Origin of the sequence: Corynebacterium occultum, from assembly GCF_009734425.1 — a bacterium.
Taxonomy (GTDB): domain Bacteria; phylum Actinomycetota; class Actinomycetes; order Mycobacteriales; family Mycobacteriaceae; genus Corynebacterium; species Corynebacterium occultum.
In genome coordinates this window covers 618,376-638,736 of sequence record NZ_CP046455.1, presented here as the reverse complement: position 1 = coordinate 638,736, position 20,361 = coordinate 618,376, and the positions used below count along the sequence as shown (strand labels likewise).

General features: G+C 64.4%; 16 protein-coding genes. 7 read left to right on the top strand and 9 right to left on the bottom strand.

Translation table 11 applies throughout. From position 1 onward, the window contains the following. Positions 1–5 precede the first annotated feature (5 nt). On the top strand, positions 6–1,778 hold the full coding sequence (locus tag COCCU_RS03010) for an acetyl/propionyl/methylcrotonyl-CoA carboxylase subunit alpha (RefSeq protein ID WP_156230152.1): 1,773 nt from the start codon (positions 6–8) through the stop codon (positions 1,776–1,778). A 221-nt stretch (positions 1,779–1,999) separates the two neighbouring features. Continuing rightward, the gene (locus COCCU_RS03005; protein ID WP_156230151.1) at positions 2,000–2,503 is read left to right on the top strand and encodes a GNAT family N-acetyltransferase; all 504 of its coding nucleotides are present in this window, start codon (positions 2,000–2,002) and stop codon (positions 2,501–2,503) included. A gap of 33 nt (positions 2,504–2,536) precedes the next feature. Here COCCU_RS03005 and COCCU_RS03000 read toward each other — a convergent pair whose 3' ends face one another. From COCCU_RS03000 to prpD, 5 genes are all read right to left on the bottom strand, one after another. Then, on the bottom strand, positions 2,537–3,109 hold the full coding sequence (locus COCCU_RS03000; RefSeq protein ID WP_156230150.1) for a PadR family transcriptional regulator: 573 nt from the start codon (positions 3,107–3,109) through the stop codon (positions 2,537–2,539). A gap of 230 nt (positions 3,110–3,339) precedes the next feature. Then, entirely contained in the window at positions 3,340–6,753 is a 3,414-nt protein-coding gene (locus COCCU_RS02995) for a pyruvate carboxylase (RefSeq protein ID WP_156230149.1), read from the bottom strand. A 159-nt stretch (positions 6,754–6,912) separates the two neighbouring features. After that, the gene (locus tag COCCU_RS02990; protein ID WP_156230148.1) at positions 6,913–8,055 is read right to left on the bottom strand and encodes a bifunctional 2-methylcitrate synthase/citrate synthase; all 1,143 of its coding nucleotides are present in this window, start codon (positions 8,053–8,055) and stop codon (positions 6,913–6,915) included. Positions 8,056–8,120: 65 nt separating this feature from the next. Continuing rightward, positions 8,121–9,038, bottom strand: coding sequence for a methylisocitrate lyase (prpB, locus tag COCCU_RS02985; RefSeq protein ID WP_156230147.1), 918 nt, complete (start codon positions 9,036–9,038; stop codon positions 8,121–8,123). Then, positions 9,038–10,549 carry a 2-methylcitrate dehydratase PrpD gene (gene prpD, locus COCCU_RS02980; protein ID WP_156230146.1) on the bottom strand — a complete coding sequence of 504 codons (1,512 nt, stop codon included), beginning with the start codon at positions 10,547–10,549 and terminating at the stop codon, positions 9,038–9,040. The genes prpB and prpD overlap by 1 nt, the downstream gene beginning before the upstream one ends. 164 nt (positions 10,550–10,713) lie before the next feature. Here prpD and COCCU_RS02975 point away from each other — a divergent pair, with 164 nt between their 5' ends. The 3 genes from COCCU_RS02975 (at position 10,714) to COCCU_RS02965 (ending at position 15,206) form a co-directional block, all read left to right on the top strand. Continuing rightward, a complete protein-coding gene (locus tag COCCU_RS02975; RefSeq protein WP_156230145.1) occupies positions 10,714–12,033 on the top strand; it encodes a helix-turn-helix domain-containing protein in 1,320 nt (439 codons plus the stop codon). Positions 12,034–12,183: 150 nt separating this feature from the next. Then, on the top strand, positions 12,184–13,992 hold the full coding sequence (locus COCCU_RS02970) for a flavin-containing monooxygenase (protein ID WP_156230144.1): 1,809 nt from the start codon (positions 12,184–12,186) through the stop codon (positions 13,990–13,992). A 44-nt stretch (positions 13,993–14,036) separates the two neighbouring features. After that, positions 14,037–15,206 carry a hypothetical protein gene (locus COCCU_RS02965; RefSeq protein ID WP_156230143.1) on the top strand — a complete coding sequence of 390 codons (1,170 nt, stop codon included), beginning with the start codon at positions 14,037–14,039 and terminating at the stop codon, positions 15,204–15,206. On the opposite strand, the gene COCCU_RS02960 is transcribed toward COCCU_RS02965, so the two are convergent. From COCCU_RS02960 to upp, 4 genes are all read right to left on the bottom strand, one after another. Next, positions 15,203–16,612 (bottom strand): NAD(P)H-quinone dehydrogenase, encoded by a 1,410-nt coding sequence (locus COCCU_RS02960; protein ID WP_156230142.1) that lies wholly within the window; start codon positions 16,610–16,612, stop codon positions 15,203–15,205. The two genes, COCCU_RS02965 and COCCU_RS02960, sit on opposite strands and share 4 nt — an antisense overlap. 57 nt (positions 16,613–16,669) lie before the next feature. Continuing rightward, positions 16,670–17,860 (bottom strand): M20 family metallopeptidase, encoded by a 1,191-nt coding sequence (locus COCCU_RS02955; protein WP_156230141.1) that lies wholly within the window; start codon positions 17,858–17,860, stop codon positions 16,670–16,672. Between the two features lie 40 nt (positions 17,861–17,900). Then, the gene (locus COCCU_RS02950; RefSeq protein WP_156230140.1) at positions 17,901–18,407 is read right to left on the bottom strand and encodes a helix-turn-helix domain-containing protein; all 507 of its coding nucleotides are present in this window, start codon (positions 18,405–18,407) and stop codon (positions 17,901–17,903) included. An 89-nt stretch (positions 18,408–18,496) separates the two neighbouring features. After that, the gene (gene upp / locus COCCU_RS02945; RefSeq protein ID WP_156230139.1) at positions 18,497–19,132 is read right to left on the bottom strand and encodes a uracil phosphoribosyltransferase; all 636 of its coding nucleotides are present in this window, start codon (positions 19,130–19,132) and stop codon (positions 18,497–18,499) included. Between the two features lie 61 nt (positions 19,133–19,193). On the opposite strand from upp, the gene COCCU_RS02940 reads away from it, so the two are divergent. Both COCCU_RS02940 and COCCU_RS14610 read left to right on the top strand, forming a co-directional pair. After that, positions 19,194–19,478 (top strand): hypothetical protein, encoded by a 285-nt coding sequence (locus COCCU_RS02940; RefSeq protein WP_156230138.1) that lies wholly within the window; start codon positions 19,194–19,196, stop codon positions 19,476–19,478. Continuing rightward, on the top strand, positions 19,479–20,354 hold the full coding sequence (locus tag COCCU_RS14610) for a C40 family peptidase (protein WP_231598841.1): 876 nt from the start codon (positions 19,479–19,481) through the stop codon (positions 20,352–20,354). The last annotated feature ends 7 nt before the right edge of the window (positions 20,355–20,361 follow it).

The following is a 20,361-nucleotide window of genomic DNA, read 5'->3' as shown; positions in this document are numbered from 1 at the left end:
TCCCCGTGTCAGTTGAGGCAAAGAAGATCACGAAGGTCCTGGTGGCCAACCGTGGTGAAATCGCGATCCGCGTTTTCCGTGCGGCCCAGGATGCCGGTATCGCCAGCGTCGCCGTATATGCCGAGCCGGATGCCGACGCCCCCTTTGTCGGTTATGCCGATGAGGCTTTCGCCCTCGGTGGCCAGAACTCCGCCGAGTCCTACCTGGTCTTCGACAAGATCCTCGATGCCGCGGCGAAGTCCGGTGCGGATGCCATCCACCCGGGTTATGGCTTCCTCTCCGAGAACGCTGATTTTGCCCAGGCCGTCATCGACGCCGGACTGATCTGGATCGGCCCCTCCCCGGAGTCCATCCGCAGCCTCGGCGACAAGGTCACCGCGCGCAACATCGCCACCAAGGTCAATGCCCCGATGGCACCGGGCACCAAGGAGCCCGTCAAGGACGCCTCCGAGGTGGTTACCTTCGCCGAGGAGCATGGTCTGCCGATCGCCATCAAGGCCGCCTTCGGTGGCGGTGGTCGTGGCATGAAGGTGGCCTACAAACTTGAGGAGGTCGCCGACCTCTACGAGTCCGCCACCCGTGAAGCTGTGGCCGCCTTCGGCCGTGGGGAGTGCTTCGTGGAGCGCTACCTGGACAAGGCCCGCCACGTCGAGGCCCAGGTCCTGGCCGACCAGCACGGCAACGCCATCGTCACCGGCACCCGTGACTGCTCCCTGCAGCGACGTTTCCAGAAGCTGGTGGAGGAGGCCCCGGCCCCCTTCCTCAGCGAGGAGCAGCGCAAGACCATCCATGACTCCGCCAAGGCCATCTGCCACGAGGCCGGCTACTACGGTGCGGGTACCGTGGAGTACCTGGTCGGTGCCGACGGCCTGATCTCCTTCCTGGAGGTCAACACTCGCCTGCAGGTTGAGCACCCCGTCACCGAGGTCACCACCGGCCTGGACCTGGTGCGTGAGCAGTTCCGCATCGCCGAAGGCAAGGAACTGCGCCTCACCGAGGATCCGAAGCCGAATGGCCACGCCTTCGAGTTCCGCATCAACGGCGAGGACGCCGGCTCCAACTTCATGCCCGCCCCGGGCACCATCACCACCTACCGCGAGCCCTCCGGCCCGGGTGTCCGCATGGACTCCGGTGTCGTGGAAGGTTCGGTCATCGGTGGCCAGTTCGACTCCATGCTCGCCAAGCTGATCGTCTGGGGTGAAACCCGCGAGGAGGCCCTGCGCCGCTCCAAGCGTGCCCTGGATGAGTACATCATCGAGGGTATGCCCACGGTGATCCCCTTCCACCGCCACATCGTGGAGAACCCGGCGTTCATCGGGGATGGTGAGAAGTTCGAGGTCTACACCAAGTGGATCGAGGAGGTCTGGGACAACCCCATCGCCCCTTATGTCGATGCGGCGGATGTCGAGGAGGATGAGAACCTCCCCTCCCAGAAGGTCGTCGTCGAGATCGACGGTCGTCGCGTGGAGATCGCCCTGCCGGGCAGCTTCGGCATCACCTCTGGTGGCACCGCGAAGAAGAAGGCCAAGAAGCGTCGCTCCGGCGGCGCCAAGGGCGGCGCCTCCGGCGATGCCGTGGTCGCACCGATGCAGGGCACCGTCATCAAGGTTGAGGTCGAGGAAGGCCAGGAGGTCACCGAGGGTGAGACCATCATCATCCTTGAAGCCATGAAGATGGAGAACCCGGTCAAGGCCCACAAGTCCGGTACCGTCACCGGCTTGGCCACCGAGGCCGGCGCCGGCGTGACCAAGGGTGCTGTGCTGCTCGAGATCAAGTAGCCCCCCCCCCCCCCCCCGAGCCGAGCTAACCCCCACCGAGAAAGAACTTCGGTGGGGGTTTCTTCGCCACTGGCACAGCATGTGGGGTACATCATTTTCCTAAGTATCTGTCCCCCCGGCCAGCCAGGTCGCCGACTACGGGCCTTCCAACCTGGGCCGCCATGATTCTCCGGTCCCGGAACTGCATTAATCATCCCGGCAGGGACTAAGATTCTTTAGTCATGGAGAGTTCTGAGTTCCTCATCCGCCCGGCCACCGAATCGGACCGGACATTCCTGGCGCGCATGTTCTATCTGACCGATGTGCTCGGTGATGAAACCCGCCGGGTCAGCGAAACCTTCCTCAAGGACCGCCGGAACTACGTCGACTTCTGGACCCCGGATCAAGGGGGGCTGGTCGCCTTCAGTCCGGCGGGGGTTCCGGCCGGTGCCGTCTGGTTGCGCGCCGGGGACAACAATCGCCCCCGCTACGGTTTCATCGACACGGATATTCCCGAGTTGGCCATCGCGGTGGAGAAGCGTTACTCCGGCCGGGGCCTGGCCACCAGACTGATCCGTGAGATCCTGGATGCCTCCCACCAGGCGGGTGCCCCGGCGGTTTCCCTGGCTGTTGATGAGGGCAATGAACGTGCCCGCGATCTCTACCTGATGCTCGGTTTCCAGGTCTACGAGGATCGTGCCGCCCTGGGCACCGCAGCCATGATCTACCGCTTCCCCACCTCCTAGTCTGGTCGGGAAGGGGCGGATAAGCAGGCGGAGCTAGAGTTCCTCGATCTCCGCGGCTGCCCGGTTCAGGATCCCGATGATCTTCTCACGGTCCGCTTCACCGGTGGCCTTGACGGCGCGCTTTAAGCGGAACATCGCCTCGCGGCCCCGGAAATGCGGGTCCTGGGGATCCTGGGGGTGTGCGTAGCTGTCCAGGATCTGAGACCACTGCGTCTCATTCTCGGTGACCAACTGGGCACCCTCCTCAGTGAGGGTGGCCAGCTTGCGTCCGGAGTCGGTGGTGATGGTGATCAGGCCTTCATCCTCAAGGAGGCTGAGCGTCGGGTAGATGGCGCCGGGGCTCGGGGTCCACTGACTGTTGGTGCGCTCCCCGATCAGGCTGATCAGCTGGTAGCCGTGCATCGGGGACTGCTGGAGCAGGTGGAGGATGACATTGCGGAGGTCACCGCGCCCCGCCCTTCCTCCGCGACCCCGGCCGTAGCCTCCCCCGCCGCCGCGGTGGCGACGGGCGTGGTGGCCGCGGCGGCCGAATCCGCAACCGTGATGGGGTCCGTGTCCGCTGCCTTCAAGATCACGGCAGTTGTGGTGGTTATGTGCGTAGCTCATGTTAGGAGCCTTTCTGGGGTGGGGTTGGTGTCCCAATCTGTTTGCCGGGGCACCGCTGATAAAATTAACGATATATCGTGACATATCTTAAAGTCAACGATGTATCGCAAACTATTTTCCCCCACCCCGGAATCTCCTGCTCAACGGGCAGAAAAAACGCGGTGCCGGCACTCCCCCACCCAGGGAAGTACCGACACCGCGCCCTTTCAATCAGGCATTCCGGAGCCAGATCAGTCCTCGATCACGACCAGCAGATCATTGCCCTCGACCTTCTCGGGCTGCTTGAGCACCACCCGCGAGATCCTGCCGTCACGGGTGGCGGTGATGGTGGCCTCCATCTTCATGGCCTCGATCACGGCCACCGGATCACCGGCGCTGACCTCGGCGCCCTCCTCGACGGAGATGGTGACGACACCGGAGAAAGGTGCAGCCACATGGTCCTTGTTCTTCGGGTCAGCCTTTTCCGCGGTGGCGGTGACGGACTCCACGCTGCGGTCACGGACCTGCAGGGGGCGGATCTGGCCGTTGACATTGCAGACCACCCGACGCATGCCCTTGTCATCCGGTTCGCCGATGGCGTCCAGGCGGACCACCAACGGAGTTTCACCCGGGATGCGGATGACGGTCTCCACACCCTCCTTGAGTCCGTAGAGGAATTCACGGTCATCGAGTGCGGAGATATTGCCGAAGAGGCGCAGATGTTCCTGGAACTCCTCGAACTGCTTCGGGAAGAGCAGGCGGTTCAGGGAATCCCGGCGGGTCTTGTGATCCTCGGACTCCAGGTTCGGCAGCTCCTCGTCCGGAACCTCCACCATGTGGGTTTCCTTCTCGGCGCGGCCCGCCAGCGCACGGGTGCGCAAGGGCTCAGGCCAGCCACCGGGCGGGGTGCCCAGCTCACCGCGGAGGAAGGCGGTGACGGAGTCCGGGATGTCGTACTGCTGCGGGTCCTTGGCGAAGTCCTCGACACTGACGCTGGCACCGACCAGGTGGAGTGCCAGGTCGCCGACCACCTTGGAGGAGGGCGTGACCTTGGTGGGTCGTCCCAGCAGCTCATTGACATCCGCGTAGGCGTTCTCGATCAGCTCGAAGCGGTCCCCCAGCCCCAGGGCGTTGGCCTGGGTTCGCAGGTTGGAGAGCTGACCACCTGGGATCTCGTGGCGGTAGACACGCCCCGTCGGGCCGGGGATGCCGGCCTCGAAGGGGGCGTAGACCTGGCGCACGGCCTCCCAGTAGGGCTCCAGGTCACCCACGGCATCCAGGGAGAGGCCGGTGTCGCGGTAGGTGTTGGCGAAGGCCGCGACGATCGCGGAGAGGGAGGGCTGGGAGGTGGTGCCGGACATCGGTGCGGAGGCACCGTCGACGGCGTCGGCCCCGGCGTTGGCGGCGGCCAGGTAGGTGGCCAGCTGGCCACCGGCGGTGTCGTGGGTGTGCACGTGCACCGGCAGGTCGAATTCCTTGCGCAGGGCGGTGACCAGCTTGGTGGCCGCAGCGGGGCGCAGCAGGCCCGCCATGTCCTTGATGGCGAGGATGTGGGCACCGGTGCCCACGATCTCCTCGGCCAGCTTCAGGTAGTAGTCGAGGGTGTAGATATTCTCATTGGGATTCAACAGGTTGCCGGAGTAGGCCATGGCAACCTCGGCGACGGTGGTGTTGGTCTCCAGGACGGCGTCGATGGCGGCCCGCATCTGGGAGACGTCATTGAGGGCGTCGAAGATGCGGAAGATGTCCACCCCGGAGTCAGCGGCCTCCTTGACGAAGGTCCGGGCGACATTGTCCGGGTAAGGGGTGTAACCGACGGTGTTGCGGCCCCGCAGCAACATCTGGATGTTGATGTTCGGCATCGCCTGACGCAGCGAATCCAGTCGCTCCCAGGGGTCCTCGTGGAGGAAGCGCATCGCCACATCGTAGGTGGCGCCGCCCCAGGCCTCCACGGAGAAGAGCTCCGGGGTGGTGCGGGAGACAACCTCAGCGGCCTTGACCAGGGCGGTGGAACGCACCCTGGTGGCCAACAGGGACTGGTGGGCGTCACGGAAGGTGGTGTCGGTGACTGCCAGGGCGTCCTGCTTGCGCAGGGCCTCGGCGAACTTCTTCGGACCCAGGTCACGCAGCAGGTCATGGGAACCACGCGGCACGGAGTCCTGGTCGTCGATCAGCGGCAGCTTCGTGGCCGGGCGGATGTCGACGGGGTTGTCGCCATTGGGCTTGTTGACGGTGACATCCGCCAGGAAGTCCAGGATCCGACCCGGTACATCCACGGCCGGCGGGGCAGCCAGCAGGTGGGGATGTTCCTTGATGAAGTCGGTGGAGATACGGCGACTCTGGAAGTCCTCCTCGCGCAGCAGGCTCCGCAGGAAACCGATGTTGGTGGCCACGCCGGAGACGTGGAACTCAGCCAGGGCCCGCTGGGCGCGGGTCACGGCGGTGTCGAAGTCGGCACCACGGCAGGTCATCTTGACCAGCATGGAGTCGAAGTGCGCGGAGATCTCGCCGCCCAGGGAAGACGCGCCGTCGAGACGCACACCGGCACCGCCCGGGGAACGGTAACCGGTGATGGTGCCGGTGTCGGGGCGGAAACCGTTGGAGGGATCCTCGGTGGTGATGCGGCACTGCAGGGCGGCACCGGTAACCTTGATGGAGTCCTGGGTCAGGCCCAGCTCCTTCAGGGTGGCACCGGCCGCGATGTGGATCTGGGACTTGACCAGGTCCACACCGGTGATTTCCTCGGTGACGGTGTGCTCGACCTGGATGCGGGGGTTCATCTCGATGAAGACGTGGTTGCCCTGCTCATCAACGAGGAATTCCACGGTGCCGGCACCGTAGTAGTTGATGGACTTGCAGAACTTGACCGCGTCGGCACAGATCTGTTTCCGCAGCTTCGGATCCAGGTGCTGGGCCGGGGCGATCTCCACGACCTTCTGGTGGCGACGCTGCAGGGAGCAGTCCCGCTCATAGAGGTGGATGACGTCCCCGGTGTGGTCACCGAGGATCTGGACCTCGATGTGCTGCGGCTTGAGCACCGCACGCTCGATGTAGACATTGCCGTCACCGAAAGCGGCCTCAGCCTCACGGGAGGCCTCCGCCGCCAGCTGGGGCAGGTCCTCGGGCTTCTCGACGAAGCGCATGCCACGGCCTCCGCCGCCAGCCACGGCCTTGACGAAGAGGGGGTAAACCTGCCCCTCGGCCTGCTCAACCAGGACCGCGATGTCATCGCTGGGCTCGGATTCCTCCAGGGTGGGAAGGCCGGCCTTGCGGGCGGCGGAGACCGCCTTGGCCTTGTCACCGGTCAGATCCAGGGTTTCTGGGCTGGGACCGATGAAGGTGATGCCGTTCTCGGCACATTCCCGTGCCAGCTGTGCCTTCTCGGAAAGGAAACCATAACCGGGGTAAACCGCGTCAGCACCGGTCTTTTTCGCGGCCCGGATGATCTCGTCGATGTCGAGATACGCCTTGACCGGGGAGCCCTCGACACCGATACGCATGGCCTCGGAGGCGAAGCTGCGGTGGAAGGAGCTCCGGTCCTCACGGGGATATACGGCGACCGTCTGAGCACCCGTCTCATTGGCGGCACGGAATGCGCGGACCGCAATCTCACCACGGTTGGCGACTAGAACCTTGGTGAAGGTCGGCAGCTGTTTCGTTACCACTTTGGGTAATCCTTTCCTAGAACGATGATTCCACTAATATTGTGAGACAAATTACGAAACCCAGCATAACGCATGTAGATCATGCGAATGCCGGGTATCGGTCACATTGTTTGCAGACTTAACTTTCGGATGAATTTTGCCGGGGGAAAGGCTCAGGGCCTAACGGTCGGCATCCGCCACGGAGCGCTGGGGTGCCCCGTTGTAGGCGGAGAGCGGGCGGATCAGGGCGTTGCTGGAGTACTGCTCCACGATGTGGGCGATCCAGCCGGTGACCCGAGCCAGGACGAACAGCGGGGTGAAGAACTCCACCTCGAAGCCGAGCAGGTGATAGGCGGGCCCGGAGGGGAAGTCCAGGTTCGGCTTGATGCCGGTGCGGCCATCCATGGTCTCCGCCATGATGTCGTACATCTCGACCCACTTCTGACCGTCCTTGCGTGCGGCCAGCTCCCTGAATGCGGCCTCCATGGTCGGAACCCGGGAGTCACCCTTCTTGTAGACACGGTGACCGAATCCCATGATCAGGTCCTTGTTGTCCAGGGCGTTGTTCACCCAGTCCGCGGCCTTGGCGGGATCATCGATCTCGAGCATGGTGTGCATGACGAACTCATTGGCACCACCATGCAGGGGCCCCTTCAGCGCCCCGATCGCGCCGGTGATGGCGGAGTAGGCGTCCGAGCGGGTGGAGGTGATCACCCGGGAGGTGAAGGTGGAGGCGTTGAAGGAGTGCTCGGCGTAGAGGATCAGGGACTGCTCGAAGGTCTTGATGTCCTCCGGGCTATTGGCCGGGGAGCCTTCCTCATCACCGAAGACCATGTAGAGGAAGTTCTCGGCGAAGCCACGGTCGAGGCAGGGCTCGATGAACTCCTGTCCCGCGCGGCGCCGGATGTCATAGGCCACCGCGGTGGGCAGCTGGGCCAGCAGATTCAGGCCGATGCCACGGATGTGCTGCTCACTGGTGGTGAAGGGTTCCGGGTCCTTGGTGCCCACGTAGGACACTGCGGTGCGGAGCACATCCATGGGGTGGCAGGTGGTGGGGAGGACATCGATCAGCTTGATCAGGTCCGGATCGAGCTTGCGCAGCTCCTTGCCTTCGGCATTGCGTTGCTCGAGCTGCTCGGCGGTGGGCAGCTCCCCCTCCCAGAGGAGGTAGGCCACCTCCTCGAAGGTGCACTCCGCGGCCAGTTCCTGCACCGGGTAACCCCGGTAGGTCAGCGAGTTGGTCTCCGGGACGACCTTGGAGACAGCGGTGTAGTCGGCGACGACACCGGCCAGGCCCTTGCGGATTTCGGTTTCATTGCTCATGAGGTTTTCCGTCCTTCAGTTAAGGGGTTCGATCTGGGGGTTGGAGGGTGCTGCGTACAGGGGTTTTAGCTGGGGTAGTTGTCCGCGGAGTAGGTGAACACCTGCTGGTCGAAGGCGTTGTACTCGTTGTAGCGCAGCAGTTCATAGAGGCGGGAGCGGTGCTGCATACGGTCGATCCAGCCAGTCTGGTCACCGCTGCGTTCAATGTCCTGCAGGGCGGATTCCACCTGGCCCATGGCGATCCTCAGGAGGGTCACCGGGTAGATCACGGCGTTATAGCCGATCTCCTCCAGGGTCTGGGCGGTCTGCAGCTCGGTCTTACCGAATTCGGTCATATTCGCCAGCAGGGGCACATCCACCGCGGCCCGGAACTTCTCGAACTCCGCCGGGGTATGCAGCGCTTCGGTGAAGATCAGGTCGGCACCGGCATCGGCGTAGGCCTTGGCACGCTCGATGGCGGCGTCGATGCCCTCAACCCCCGCGGCGTCGGTACGCGCACAGATCACGAAGGAGTCATCGCGACGCTCATTGACGGCCGCCGTGATGCGACGCAGCATCAGATCGGTCGGCACGACCTCCTTGCCGTCGAGGTGACCGCAGCGCTTGGGATTGACCTGATCCTCAAGGTGACAGCCGGCCACCCCGGCATCCTCAAGTTCGCTGACGGTCCGGGCCGCGGACATCGGCTCACCGAAACCGGTGTCCGCATCCACCAGCACCGGCAGATCGGTGGAACGGGCGATCTGGCGGGCCCTACCGGCCACCTCGCTCAGGGTGGTCAGCCCGATATCAGGAAGGGCCAGGTCAGCGGCCAGGACCGCGCCGGAGACATAGACACCCTCAAAACCGGCTTCCTGGATGGTGCGTGCCACCAGCGGGGAGAAGGCGCCCGGCATGCGCTGGATCTTGCCGGAGTTCAATCCCGCCCGGAATGCTTGACGACGCTCCGTCGGTGTCACCGTGGAGGAGAAGAGGCCGGCCATCAGAGCAGGCCCTTTCCGGTGTCGGGAGCCTGGGACAGAACTTCGGAGGTCAGCTCGATATTAAGTTCCCGCAGGTCCTCAAGATCCGGGAGGGACTGCACCGCCTTGAGGAAGCGCTCCTGCTCCTCTTCGGCGATGACCCCCTCAGCCAGGGTCCGGAATTTCTGGATGTACTGCTCCCTGGCGAAGGGGCGGGCGCCCAGAGGGTGAGCGTCGGCCACCGCCAGCTCATCCTCGACGACGGTGCCATCGGTGAAGGTGATCACGGCTCTGGCACCGAAGGCCTTCTCCTTCGGGTCGGTGGAGTGGTAGCGGCGGGTCCACTCCGGATCCTCGACGGTGGAGACCTTCTGCCACAGTTCAATGGTCTCCGGACGGTGTGCCCGCTCCGGGGAGTAGGAGTGCCCGTGATGCCAGGAACGATCCTCCAGCGCCACCGCGAAGATGTACATGATGGAGTGGTCCAGGGTCTCCCGGGAGGCGTCCGGATCAAATTTCTGCGGGTCGTTGGATCCGGTACCGATCACATAATGGGTGTGGTGACTGGTGTGCAGGACGATGGACTCCACCTCACTGAGGTTCTTTCCTTCGGCGGCGAGCTGTTCGCCCATGCGGCGGGCCAGATCGATCGGGGCCTGGGACTGGTACTCCGCGGAATGTTCCTTGGTGTAGGTGTCGAGGATGCCGCGCTTTTCCTCACCCTCCCCCGGCAGCGGAATGGTGTACTCATGATCCGGGCCGGAGAGCAGCCAGGCGATGACACCATCCTCACCCTCCCAGATCGGGGAAGGTGCACCCTCCCCGCGCATCGCACGGTCCACGGCCTCAATGGCCATCTTGCCGGCAAACGCCGGGGCGAAAGCCTTCCAGGAGGAGATCTCACCCTTACGGGACTGGCGGGTGGCGGTGGTGGTGTGCAAAGCCTGTCCGATGGCCTGGTAGATGGTCTCCACATCCAGGTTCAGCAGGGTGCCGATACCGGCAGCCGCAGAAGGACCGAGATGGGCGACGTGGTCGATCTTGTGCTCATGCAGGCACATGCCGCGGACCAGATCCACCTGAATCTCATAACCGGTGGCCAGGCCACGAATCAGGTCACGTCCGGTCGCGCCGGCATGCTGGGCAGCCGCCAGGATCGGGGGGATATTGTCACCGGGATGGGAGTACTCGGCGGCCAGGAAGGTGTCGTGGAAATCCAGCTCACGCACTGCCACACCATTGGCCAGGGCAGCCCACTCAGCGGAGAAGCTGCCCGGGATGCCGAAAACGGCGGCACCGGAAGCGGAAACCGGATGCGACTCAGCCTGACGGCGGGCAACGGTGACCGGGCGACGCAGGACAGAAGCCGCGGAGACAGCGGCATTGTCGATGATGCGGTTGATGATCATCTCACGGGTGTCTTCCGGCACCTCCACGGGATCAGCGGCAACGCGGGCGATCTTGTAGGCGAGGTGCTCCTCCTTGGGGAACTCCTCAGCTGAACGGCGGGTACGCACCTGGTGGTCGATCATGAAATCTCCTGAATCACGAAGGGGATGTTGTGCCCCTCATGCTAGGTGCCGGAGTGTGCCTACCGTCACAGGCAACCATTGTGTAATGTAGCGTCATGATTTCGCAATCTCTGCGAAACTTGTGGAATCCGCAGGTCAACACATTAAGCAGCAGGAAAGGCGTCATGAGCAAGCTCTTCGCGGGGGCAAGAATTCGCACCCTCCGCCGCTCCGCACACCTCACCCAGGTCGAGATGGCTCGCCAGCTGAACCTCTCCACCAGCTACCTCAACCAAATCGAGAATGACCAACGCCCCCTGACCGCCACCGTGCTCATGGCACTGACCGCCAACTTTGAGGTCGAGGCCTCCTACTTCTCCCCCGACCAGGACGCCCGCACCGTCGCTGACCTCCAATCCGCCTTCCCCCAGGTACCCGCCGAACAACTCAGCGACCTCGCCTCCCGATACCCCGACCTCGTCGCCGAAATCATCGAAACCAACACCCACGGCAACAACCGGGAAGAAGGCCCCTACGAAGCGGTCCGGGACTTCTTCTACGATGCCCGCAACTACATTGACGAACTCGACCGACTCGGCGAAAACCTCGCCGCCGAACTCGGCGACCCCCAATTCCGGCTCAGCCGCATGGCCGCCCTCCTCGATGCCACAGCTGGAGTCAGCGTCCGCTTCCGCCGCCACTCCACCGGCCCCCGCCGCATCTACCACCCCGACACCCGCGAACTACACCTCCGCACCGGGCTTACCGACGCCCAGAACCTCTTCGAGATCGCCCTCCAATACGCCCTGCTCATCCACGACGAACTACTCCACCGCCTCGCCACCCCGCTCCCCGACGCCTCCTCCCGCGAAGTCGGCCGCCTCGGCCTGGCCCAGTACTTCGCCGCCTCAGTAGTCCTCCCCTACAGCTCCATCCTCCGGGTGGCCGAAGAAACCCACTACGACATCGACCGCATCGCCGCCCACTTCGGCACCGGCATCGAAACCACCTGCCATCGCCTGTCCACCCTCCAAAGACGTGGCCAACGCGGCATCCCCTTCTTCTTCATCCGCACCGACCGCGCCGGAAACATCTCCAAACGACAATCCGCCACCAGCTTCCACTTCTCCCGCTCCGGGGGCTCCTGCCCACTCTGGGTGATCCACCGTGCCTTCGAACAACCCAACCGCTTCGTCCGCCAGGTGGCATCCATGCCGGATGGCCGCAGCTACCTCTGGGTCGCCCGCACCGTGCAGGGCCCGGCACACGGCTTCGGCACCCCGCGCCGGGAATTCGTGGTGGGACTGGGCTGCGATCTCAGCCAGGCAGACCGGCTGGTGTACAGCCAGGGACTGGAGATGAACCCGGAATCCGCGACCCCCATCGGCCCGGGCTGCACCGCCTGCCCCCGCCCACATTGCCCACAGCGGGCCTTCCCGCAGTCCGAACGTCCCCTGGCGCTGGATCTGAATGTGACAGCGGATGAGCCCTATCAAACCCTCTAAAGGGGTGAGCCCATTAATTCGCAAGATTTACATTTTCACCGTATAGGGTGATGTAAATCACCTTTGCGGGCTTAGCTGGCGGGGGTGGCATTCCCTTCCCCTACATAGGGTGGTTCAAAACTGAATGGCCCTGGGAGAGGAAGTTTGAACATGAGCGATCATCACCGCAGCGCTGCCGAAGACTGGTTGGAGAAACTAGCTGCAGCCACCGGGCAGGACAGCGCGGAAGCTGCCGCCGCAGCAGTGGGCGAACTTTTCGAGGAGGAGGGTTATTGGCGTGACCTGCTGGCATTCTCCTGGAACCTCAGCACCGCTGAGGGGCGGGATGAGATCAACCGGATGGTTCAGGAAACCTGGCCGCGTTGCATCCTGCAGAACCCTGCACTCGACGGGGAAGTCGTCGATGAGGGCGAAGGCGTGCTGCGCGCTTTCCTCACCTTCGACTCCCAGGACTTCCACTGCCGTGGGGTGCTGCGGCTGCGCAACGGCAAGGCCTGGACCCTGCTCAGCTCCGCTCAGGAGCTCATCAACTTTCCCGAACCCCGCGGCCGGAACCGTGACCTCGGGGTAGAACACGGGGTGCGTGCGGAGCGGAAGAACTGGGCCACCCTGAAGGCGGAACGTCAGGCCGCACTCGGGGTCAGCGAACAGCCCTTCGTGCTGGTGGTGGGTGGAGGCCAGGGCGGCATTGCCCTGGCTGCCCGACTGAAGCGTCAGGGGGTGAGCACCCTGGTCGTCGATAAGCATCCCCGCCCGGGAGACCAGTGGCGGTCCCGCTACTCCTCGCTCTGTCTACATGACCCGGTCTGGTACGACCACCTGCCCTACATCCCCTTCCCCGACGACTGGCCGGTGTTCACCCCGAAGGACAAGATGGGCGACTGGCTGGAGCACTATGTCGGCATCATGGACCTGGACTACTGGCCCAACACCAACTGCGAGCAGGCGCACTTCGATGAGGAGAGCGGCCGTTGGACAGTACGGGTCAACCGTGACGGGCAGGAAATTGACCTCCACCCCGAGCATGTGGTGCTGGCCACCGGCATGTCCGGACTGCCCAACCGCCCCCAGCTGAAGGGGCAGGAGAGGTTCCACGGGGAAATCCGCCACTCTTCTGAACACCCCGGTGGTGGTGCGGACCAGGGTAAGAATGTGATCGTGCTGGGAGCCAACAACTCCGCCCACGACATCTGTGCCGATCTTTATGAAAATGGGGCGCATCCGGTGATGATCCAGCGTTCCAGCACCCATATCTCCCGCTCGGGCACCCTGATGAAGGAGGTCTTCGGCCCGCTCTACTCCGAAGAGGCACTGGAATCCGGGCTGGACACCGAAAGCGCAGACCTGCTTTTCGCCTCCTGGCCCTACAAGATCCTGCATGAGGTGCAGAAGCCCATCTTCGACCGGATCCGGGAGCAGGACAAGGAGTTCTATGAGGGTCTGGAGAAGGCTGGTTTCCTGCTGGACTTCGGGGATGATGACTCCGGGCTGTTCCTCAAGTACCTGCGCCGTGCCTCCGGTTATTACATCGACGTCGGCGCCTCCGAACTGATCGCCTCCGGCAAGGTCGAGCTGCATTCCGGGGTCACCATTGAGGAGGTGAAGGAAAATTCGGTGGTGCTCAGCGATGGCACCGAACTCCCCGCCGATGTGATCGTGCTGGCCACCGGATACGGCTCCATGAACGGCTGGGCTGCCCAGTTGATCAGCCAGGAGGTGGCGGAGCGGGTAGGTAAGTGCTGGGGTCTGGGTTCGGATACCACCAAGGACCCCGGGCCCTGGGAGGGTGAACTGCGCAATATGTGGAAGCCCACCAGGCAGCCGAATCTCTGGTTTCACGGCGGCAACCTGCACCAGTCCCGGCACTACTCCCGCTACCTGGCACTCCAGCTCAAGGCCCGGGCGGAGGGAATGGACACCCCGGTGTACGGGTTGGCGGAGGTGCATCACGCGGCCTGAGTGAGCCCACGCCACTCCCCCGCTGATCATGGAAGAATGTCCTTATGAACAGCGAGAATGAACTGCTGCTGGTGGAGGGTGCCGAGGGTATCCTCGCCATCGGCAGTGAATCAGCCCTTGACCAGTGGCAGGAATCAGCCGGTGAGGTTGCCCCGACCAGGCAACCGCCGGGCCTTGATCTCTCCTCCCTGGCCGCTGCAATCCCGGAGTTGATGGCTCTGGGCAAGGGGGTTCCCCATCGTTTTCTGCCCACCACATTGAAGCGGGGCGCCGAGGCGGGGCCTCGCCCCCCGGAGGTCCGGCGGATTGTCTTCGGCAGGGATGGCCGCGCCCAGTCCAGTGAACTGCTGGATCCCACCATGCTGCTGAGCCTCAATCCCCAGCTGATACTGGCGCAGGCTGCGGTGGAGGTGCTCTCCCAGTCCCTGGCGGAGATCCGGGAGGAATTGGTGGAAGTCCGGGAGGGGGTTCAGGAGCTGCTGCGCCAATCCGAGGCGGAACGCCTGGGGGATATCTACGGCCGCAACAAGGTGCTGCGCCGTGCGGTGCAGGGCCTGCACTCCGGGGAAACCTTGAGCACCACCGACTGGGATTCCCTGGCCAGTCTGGGGCCGGACCTGCAGATCGGCACCGAAAAGCTACGGCGCTATCTGGAGGCCACCCTGCGGGACCTTGATTATGAGTCCTCCCCGGGTCGTCGAGTGAGGCAGCTGGATAAATTTCTGGCGGCGGGGCGTTTCGTGGACCACCTCAAACTACTGGTGGTGGCCGAGGAGTCCCTGGCCCTCTATCAACGCATCCGCCTGGAACGGGTGCGGAACACTGAGCCGGAAGCTCTGGAGCAGACGGTGCGCAGCATCCAGCAGGTGCTGGAGAGCAATGTCCTGGAGGATATGTCGGTGGCGGAGGAGTTGAGCCGGGTACTCAGTGAGTTCGCGGTGCTCCGCCCCGCGGAAGGCCTGGACATCCTCAACCGGAGGCGGATGGACCGGCTCCGGGGAGAACTGCAGGAGGTGGCCCAGGAGTTCATCCGCCACCGCACCGGCCAGGCGGAGGAATGGTCCTTGAGTGAGTCAGCCCGGGTGAAGGATGCCATCGAGCATTACCGGCAGCGGATGGATCAGGCGCGGCGCAAGACGCTGCAGGCCACCGCGGATGGGCTGAGCAACCTGGCCAAGAAGATCGAACCGGAGGCCCCGAAGACCGAGGACTAGCCCAGGTCGTCGTGCTGGACGAGCTGGCGGGCGGCCTCTGTGATCGACCCGGAGAGCGAGGGGTAGACCGAGAAGGTGTCGGCCAGGTCAGCCACGGTCAGGCGGTTGGTCACGGCCACCGCGATCGGCAGGATCAGTTCGGAGGCGGTCGGGGCGACCACGACACCACCGATGATCAGGCCGGAGTTGCGGCGACAGAAGAGCTTGACGAAACCGTGGCGCAGGGAACGCATCTTGGCACGGGGGTTGCGGCGCAGCGGCAGCACGATCACCCGGGCGGAAACCTCGCCGGACTTGATCTGCTCATGGGTGACACCCACGGCGGCGATCTCCGGGCGGGTGAACACGGCGGTGGCCACGGTCTTCAGACGGATCGGGGAAACACCTTCACCCAGGGCGTGGTACATCGCGACGCGGCCCTGCATGGCGGCGACAGAAGCCAGGGGGAAGAGGTCGGTGCAGTCACCGGCGGCGTAGATGCCGGGGACATTGGTGCGGGAGACCCGGTCTACCTTGATGTGGCCGGAGCGGGTGGTTTCCACACCGACGCCATCCAGACCCAGGTTCTGGGTCTTGGGGATGGAGCCGATGGACATCAGGGCGTGGGAACCGAAGATCTCGCGGCCATCGGCGGTGCGGACACAGACCCCACCGTCCTCGGTGCGGGTGACGGTGTCCACGCGGGCATGCTTCTCCAGGGAGACACCCCGCTCCCTGAGCACGGTCTCCAGGACATCGGCGGCGTCAGCGTCATCGTGGGGCAGGATGCGGTCCCGGGAGGCGACCATGGTGACCTTGACACCCAGCTCGGCGAAGGCGGAGACGAATTCGGCACCGGTGACACCGGAACCGACGACGATGAGGTGCTCCGGGGTCTCCTTCAGGTCATAGACCTGCTGCCAGGTGAGGATGCGCTCATTATCGGGCTTGGCGCCATCGAGGATGCGCGGTGTGGCGCCGGTGGCGACCAGGACCAGGTCACACTCGATGGTTTCTTCGGTGCCGTCGCGGTGCATGGCCTTGATGAAGTGGATGGTCTGCTTCGGCTCATAGTCATCGAAGCTGCCGCGACCGTCGATGATGCGCACCCCGATGCGTTCGATCTGGGAGCGGACATCCGCGGACTGGTCGGCGGCCAGAGCCCTCACGCGGTGGTTGAGGGCATCCAGGTCGATGGTGGCATCGCCGATGCCCTTGTTCAGGCCCATGTCATCGGCCCGGCGCATATCGGTTTTGATGCCGGAGCCGGCGATGAAGGACTTGGAGGGGACACAGTCGTGGATGACCGCGGAACCGCCCAGGCCCTGATCCTCGATGAGGGTGATTTCGGCACCGTACTTGGCGCCGGCCAGGGCTGCTTCATAGCCGGCGGGACCGCCGCCGATGATGACGATTCTCTTGGTCAAGGGGTTTCCTCCACGCTGTTGATCTCTAGACGAAAATGGGTGTTTCGTCCTCCCACCCTAATCCAAGAAGGGGCCCGCCGCCGACGCGTCCGCTCCGTACTGCTCCACCACGGAGGCGAAGAGCCGGACCCCGACCCCGATGGACCGTTCATCGACCACCAGATCCGCCTGGTGCAGATCCTGGGTGGTGCCTTCACCGGACCAGCAGCCGAGCCTGGCCATGGAGCCCGGAACATGTTCCAGGTACCAGGAGAAGTCCTCCCCACCGGAGGACTGCGGGGCCTGGACGACAGCCTGCGGGTCGATGACGCGCGCGGCGTCGGCAAGCATCGCGGTGGCCAGATCATCATTGATCACCGGCGGCACTCCCCGGGTGTAGTCGACCTCAAAGTTGCAGCCTGTGGGTGCGAGCACCTGCCCGACGAGCTCCTCGAAGAGCGGCCGGATGGTGCGCCAGGTCTTCAGGTCTGCGGTGCGCAGGGTACCGCTTAGGGTACCGGTCTCCGGGATGGCGTTGGGGGCGTAACCGGAGTTGATGGTGCCGAAAACCAGGACAGTTCCGGTGCGCGGATCCACGCGACGGGACAGCAGCGCAGGCAAGGTGGTGACCAGTGATGAGAGGGCGTAGACCACATCACCCGTCAGGTGCGGACGAGAGCTGTGACCACCGGGGCCGGTGACCTTGATTTTGACCACATCAGAGGCGGAGGTGATGGCTCCGGTGCGGACACCGATCCGACCGACCCGGAGTTTGGGTTCGGCGTGGACCGCGAAGATCGCGCCCACACCCTCAAGTCCACCCCATTCGATGACTTCGGAGGCGCCGCCTTCCATGACTTCTTCGGCGGGCTGGAAGATGATGCGGACACCGGTGTGCAGCTTCGCCTCACTCAGGGCGCAGGCCAGTGCCAGGGCGACGGTGGTGTGCACATCATGTCCGCAGGCGTGCATGACACCGGGTTCCACGGAGCTGAAGTCCAGGCCGGTGGCTTCGGTGATGGGCAGAGCGTCAATATCAGCCCGGAAAGCGACCCTGGGGCCGTCCGTGGGGCCCAGATCCACCATCAGACCGGTACCGGGGAAGCGGTGGGGCTCCAGGCCATGTTCCCGCAGGATCATTTCGAGGAAATCGGTCGTGCGCTGCTCAAGGTGTGAGAGTTCGGGGTGTTGATGCAGGTGACGGCGCCAGCCGACCACTTTCTCACGATGAGCCAAAAGCCACGTGTCGACGCTCGCGGTAATCCCCATGAGGTGTCCTTTCCCGAGCTGCTGACTAGTGCAATCGAGTCTAGTCGCCTGACTGTCCCGCCTGCAGGTTCGGGTCCGGTAGCGACTCTGGTTCCCCTTCGGTCGGGGGCCCGAGAATTTCCCTTCCCAACTCCTCCAGGCTCTGGGGCGGGTGATGCGCAAACGCCGGGGTGTCTCCGGGTTTTCCTTCGTGGAGGTGATGCGCATCGAAGGGCAGGGAGTCCTCGGGGCGGGCGGGCCACACCAGATCCATCTGGGGACCTTCGGCACGACAGATCTCATGGACGATCTGGTCCCCGCCGGGCAGTAGTACAGCTGGCGGGACGTGGAGGGCCCGGGCCAGGAGATAGACGGTGGAGAGCACCGGGTCACCGGGTTTGCCGTTGTTTTCGTTGCGCTCAATATTGGAGATGATGTTCCGGCTGATGCCTGCCAGCTCGGCGAGTCTTTCCTGGCTGAGGCCGCGCATGGTACGCAACTGGTACAGGTTGCGGCCCAGTCTACTGCCGTAGCTGATCCAGAATCGCCGCTCCTCCCGCCTTGCCATGTTGCCCACAATGCCCACCGCATTGTTCAGGCACCGCCAAATGTATTGTGCAGCCCGGACCTTAAGCGGGAAAGGTCCGGGCCAAGGGATCAGAGATCGATGTTGCGGGGGCCGTACATGCGGTCCCCGGCGTCACCGAGACCGGGGACGATATAGGAGTTGTCGTCCAGACCCGGGTCGATGACCGCGGTGACCAGCTTGACGGGCAGGCCGGAGTTGGCCAGGGCGTCCACGCCCGGCTGCGCGGAGACCATGCACACCGCGGTGATGTCGGTGGCACCCCGGTCGACCAGCAGCTGGATGGAGTGCAGCAGGGAACCACCGGTGGCGAGCATGGGGTCGACGATGAAAACGGGCTGCCCACTCAGATCCTCGGGCAGGGCCTCCAGGTAGGGCACCGGCTCATGGGTTTCCTCATTACGTGCCATGCCGATGAAACCGACCTGGGCATCAGGGATCATGGACAGGGCCGGCTCGATCATGGAGAGCCCGGCGCGGATGATGGGGACGATGATGGGGGGCTGCTTCAGGCGGGCGCCGTCAGCGACGGCGACCGGGGTCTGGGTGGGGAAATGCTCCAGCGGCAGGTCGCGGGAGGCTTCGTAGATCAGCATCGTGCCCAGGTCGGAGGCAGCGGCCCGGAAGGCCGCGTTTTCGCTGCGTTCATCACGCATCAGGGTCAGGCGCGCCTGCGCCAGGGGGTGGTCGACGATCGAGATTCGCATGCTGCCATCGTATGTCAGAAACGGGAGGAACCTCTGCCAGCCCCGGCCAGTCCAAGGGGGTATGGGTGATCACACTGAACTGAGAATTGATACCGGGCACGCTCGTAGCCTCGCCGCCGATCTGGCACACAGCGGGCAATCCTTTCCCACTCTGCTGCCGCCGCTTATCGAGGGTCCCGGCACGCATCGTTTCCTTGCCGCCGCCACTGCTGCCCTGGACACCACGCTGCGGCGTGCGGAGGCGGCCCGTCAGCAGGCCCGTGAATTGGCGGACTCCTCTTTTTCCTCGGTATGGGAGATTGAGGATGCTGATGTCACTTTCGGTGCCGGGTTGGGGAGGTTGTAGATGAATAGCGTGCTGCGTTGCATCGAGCAGCTGTTGGCGGCGACTCCCCTGCCGCTGCCCCGGGTGGATTTTGCTGCGCTGCCTGATTTTTCGGCGGCGCTTCCCCTCTCTGATTATCTGGGTGTGGCGGAGGAGGTGGGGCGTCGTCTGCCGGAGTTGGCGACCTTGATCAATGCGGACCGGGAGTTGATTCTGGAGCTGTTGGCTGGGGCGGAGGTTCCTCTGGCGCAGACTCGCCAGGGTTTGTGGGAGGTGGCGCAGAGTCTGCTGCATGAATCTTCCCGGGTGGTGCTGAGTCTGGGGGCGAATCCGCAGGCCTGGGGTTTGGTGCCGGGGCAGCTGCATATGCTGGCGCAGGTTCATCTGCGGGCGGCGGAGCAGGTGATCGGGGAGCTGGAGCTGTCCCTGGCCCCCGCGGCGGCGGAGCTGGAGGTGATTGCGGCGGCCCCGGTCGCCGAGTACCAGGCCCCCACGGTGGTTCCCGAACCGGAGCCGCTTCCCCCTCCCCCTCCGCCTCCGGAGGCGGAGCCCACCTCACAGGGTGAGGCGGCGGTCGCCGCGGTCCGCTCCGCCCTCGGCACCCCTTATCTCTGGGGTGGGACGAGCACCGCCGGCTTTGATTGCAGTGGCTTGACGCAGTGGGCGTGGCGGCAGGCCGGGGTGGAGTTGCCGCGCCTGGCCCAGGAGCAGAATGTGGGTCGGCAGGTCAGCGCCGAGGAGCTGATTCCGGGGGATCTTCTGGTGTGGGATGGGCATGTGGCGATGTATGCCGGGGAGGGGCAGATCATTGAGGCGGGGGATCCGGTGCAGAGCAATCCGCTGCGCACCTCAAATATGGGGATGATGTTCAAGGGCTTCTACCGGCCGACGGGTTGATCTCAGC

What these genes read in the sequence shown, in the direction of transcription:
- COCCU_RS02990 (WP_156230148.1), bottom strand. Translation starts at nt 8,055, where the DNA reads ATGAGCAATGAAACCGAAATCCGCAAGGGCCTGGCCGGTGTCGTCGCC.
- prpD (WP_156230146.1), bottom strand. Translation starts at nt 10,549, where the DNA reads ATGATCGACCACCAGGTGCGTACCCGCCGTTCAGCTGAGGAGTTCCCC.
- COCCU_RS02955 (WP_156230141.1), bottom strand. Translation starts at nt 17,860, where the DNA reads ATGGGGATTACCGCGAGCGTCGACACGTGGCTTTTGGCTCATCGTGAG.
- COCCU_RS03005 (WP_156230151.1), top strand. Translation starts at nt 2,000, where the DNA reads ATGGAGAGTTCTGAGTTCCTCATCCGCCCGGCCACCGAATCGGACCGG.
- COCCU_RS02970 (WP_156230144.1), top strand. Translation starts at nt 12,184, where the DNA reads ATGAGCGATCATCACCGCAGCGCTGCCGAAGACTGGTTGGAGAAACTA.
- COCCU_RS02940 (WP_156230138.1), top strand. Translation starts at nt 19,194, where the DNA reads ATGGGTGATCACACTGAACTGAGAATTGATACCGGGCACGCTCGTAGC.
- COCCU_RS02965 (WP_156230143.1), top strand. Translation starts at nt 14,037, where the DNA reads ATGAACAGCGAGAATGAACTGCTGCTGGTGGAGGGTGCCGAGGGTATC.
- COCCU_RS03000 (WP_156230150.1), bottom strand. Translation starts at nt 3,109, where the DNA reads ATGAGCTACGCACATAACCACCACAACTGCCGTGATCTTGAAGGCAGC.
- COCCU_RS02950 (WP_156230140.1), bottom strand. Translation starts at nt 18,407, where the DNA reads ATGGCAAGGCGGGAGGAGCGGCGATTCTGGATCAGCTACGGCAGTAGA.
- COCCU_RS02975 (WP_156230145.1), top strand. Translation starts at nt 10,714, where the DNA reads ATGAGCAAGCTCTTCGCGGGGGCAAGAATTCGCACCCTCCGCCGCTCC.
- upp (WP_156230139.1), bottom strand. Translation starts at nt 19,132, where the DNA reads ATGCGAATCTCGATCGTCGACCACCCCCTGGCGCAGGCGCGCCTGACC.
- COCCU_RS14610 (WP_231598841.1), top strand. Translation starts at nt 19,479, where the DNA reads ATGAATAGCGTGCTGCGTTGCATCGAGCAGCTGTTGGCGGCGACTCCC.
- prpB (WP_156230147.1), bottom strand. Translation starts at nt 9,038, where the DNA reads ATGGCCGGCCTCTTCTCCTCCACGGTGACACCGACGGAGCGTCGTCAA.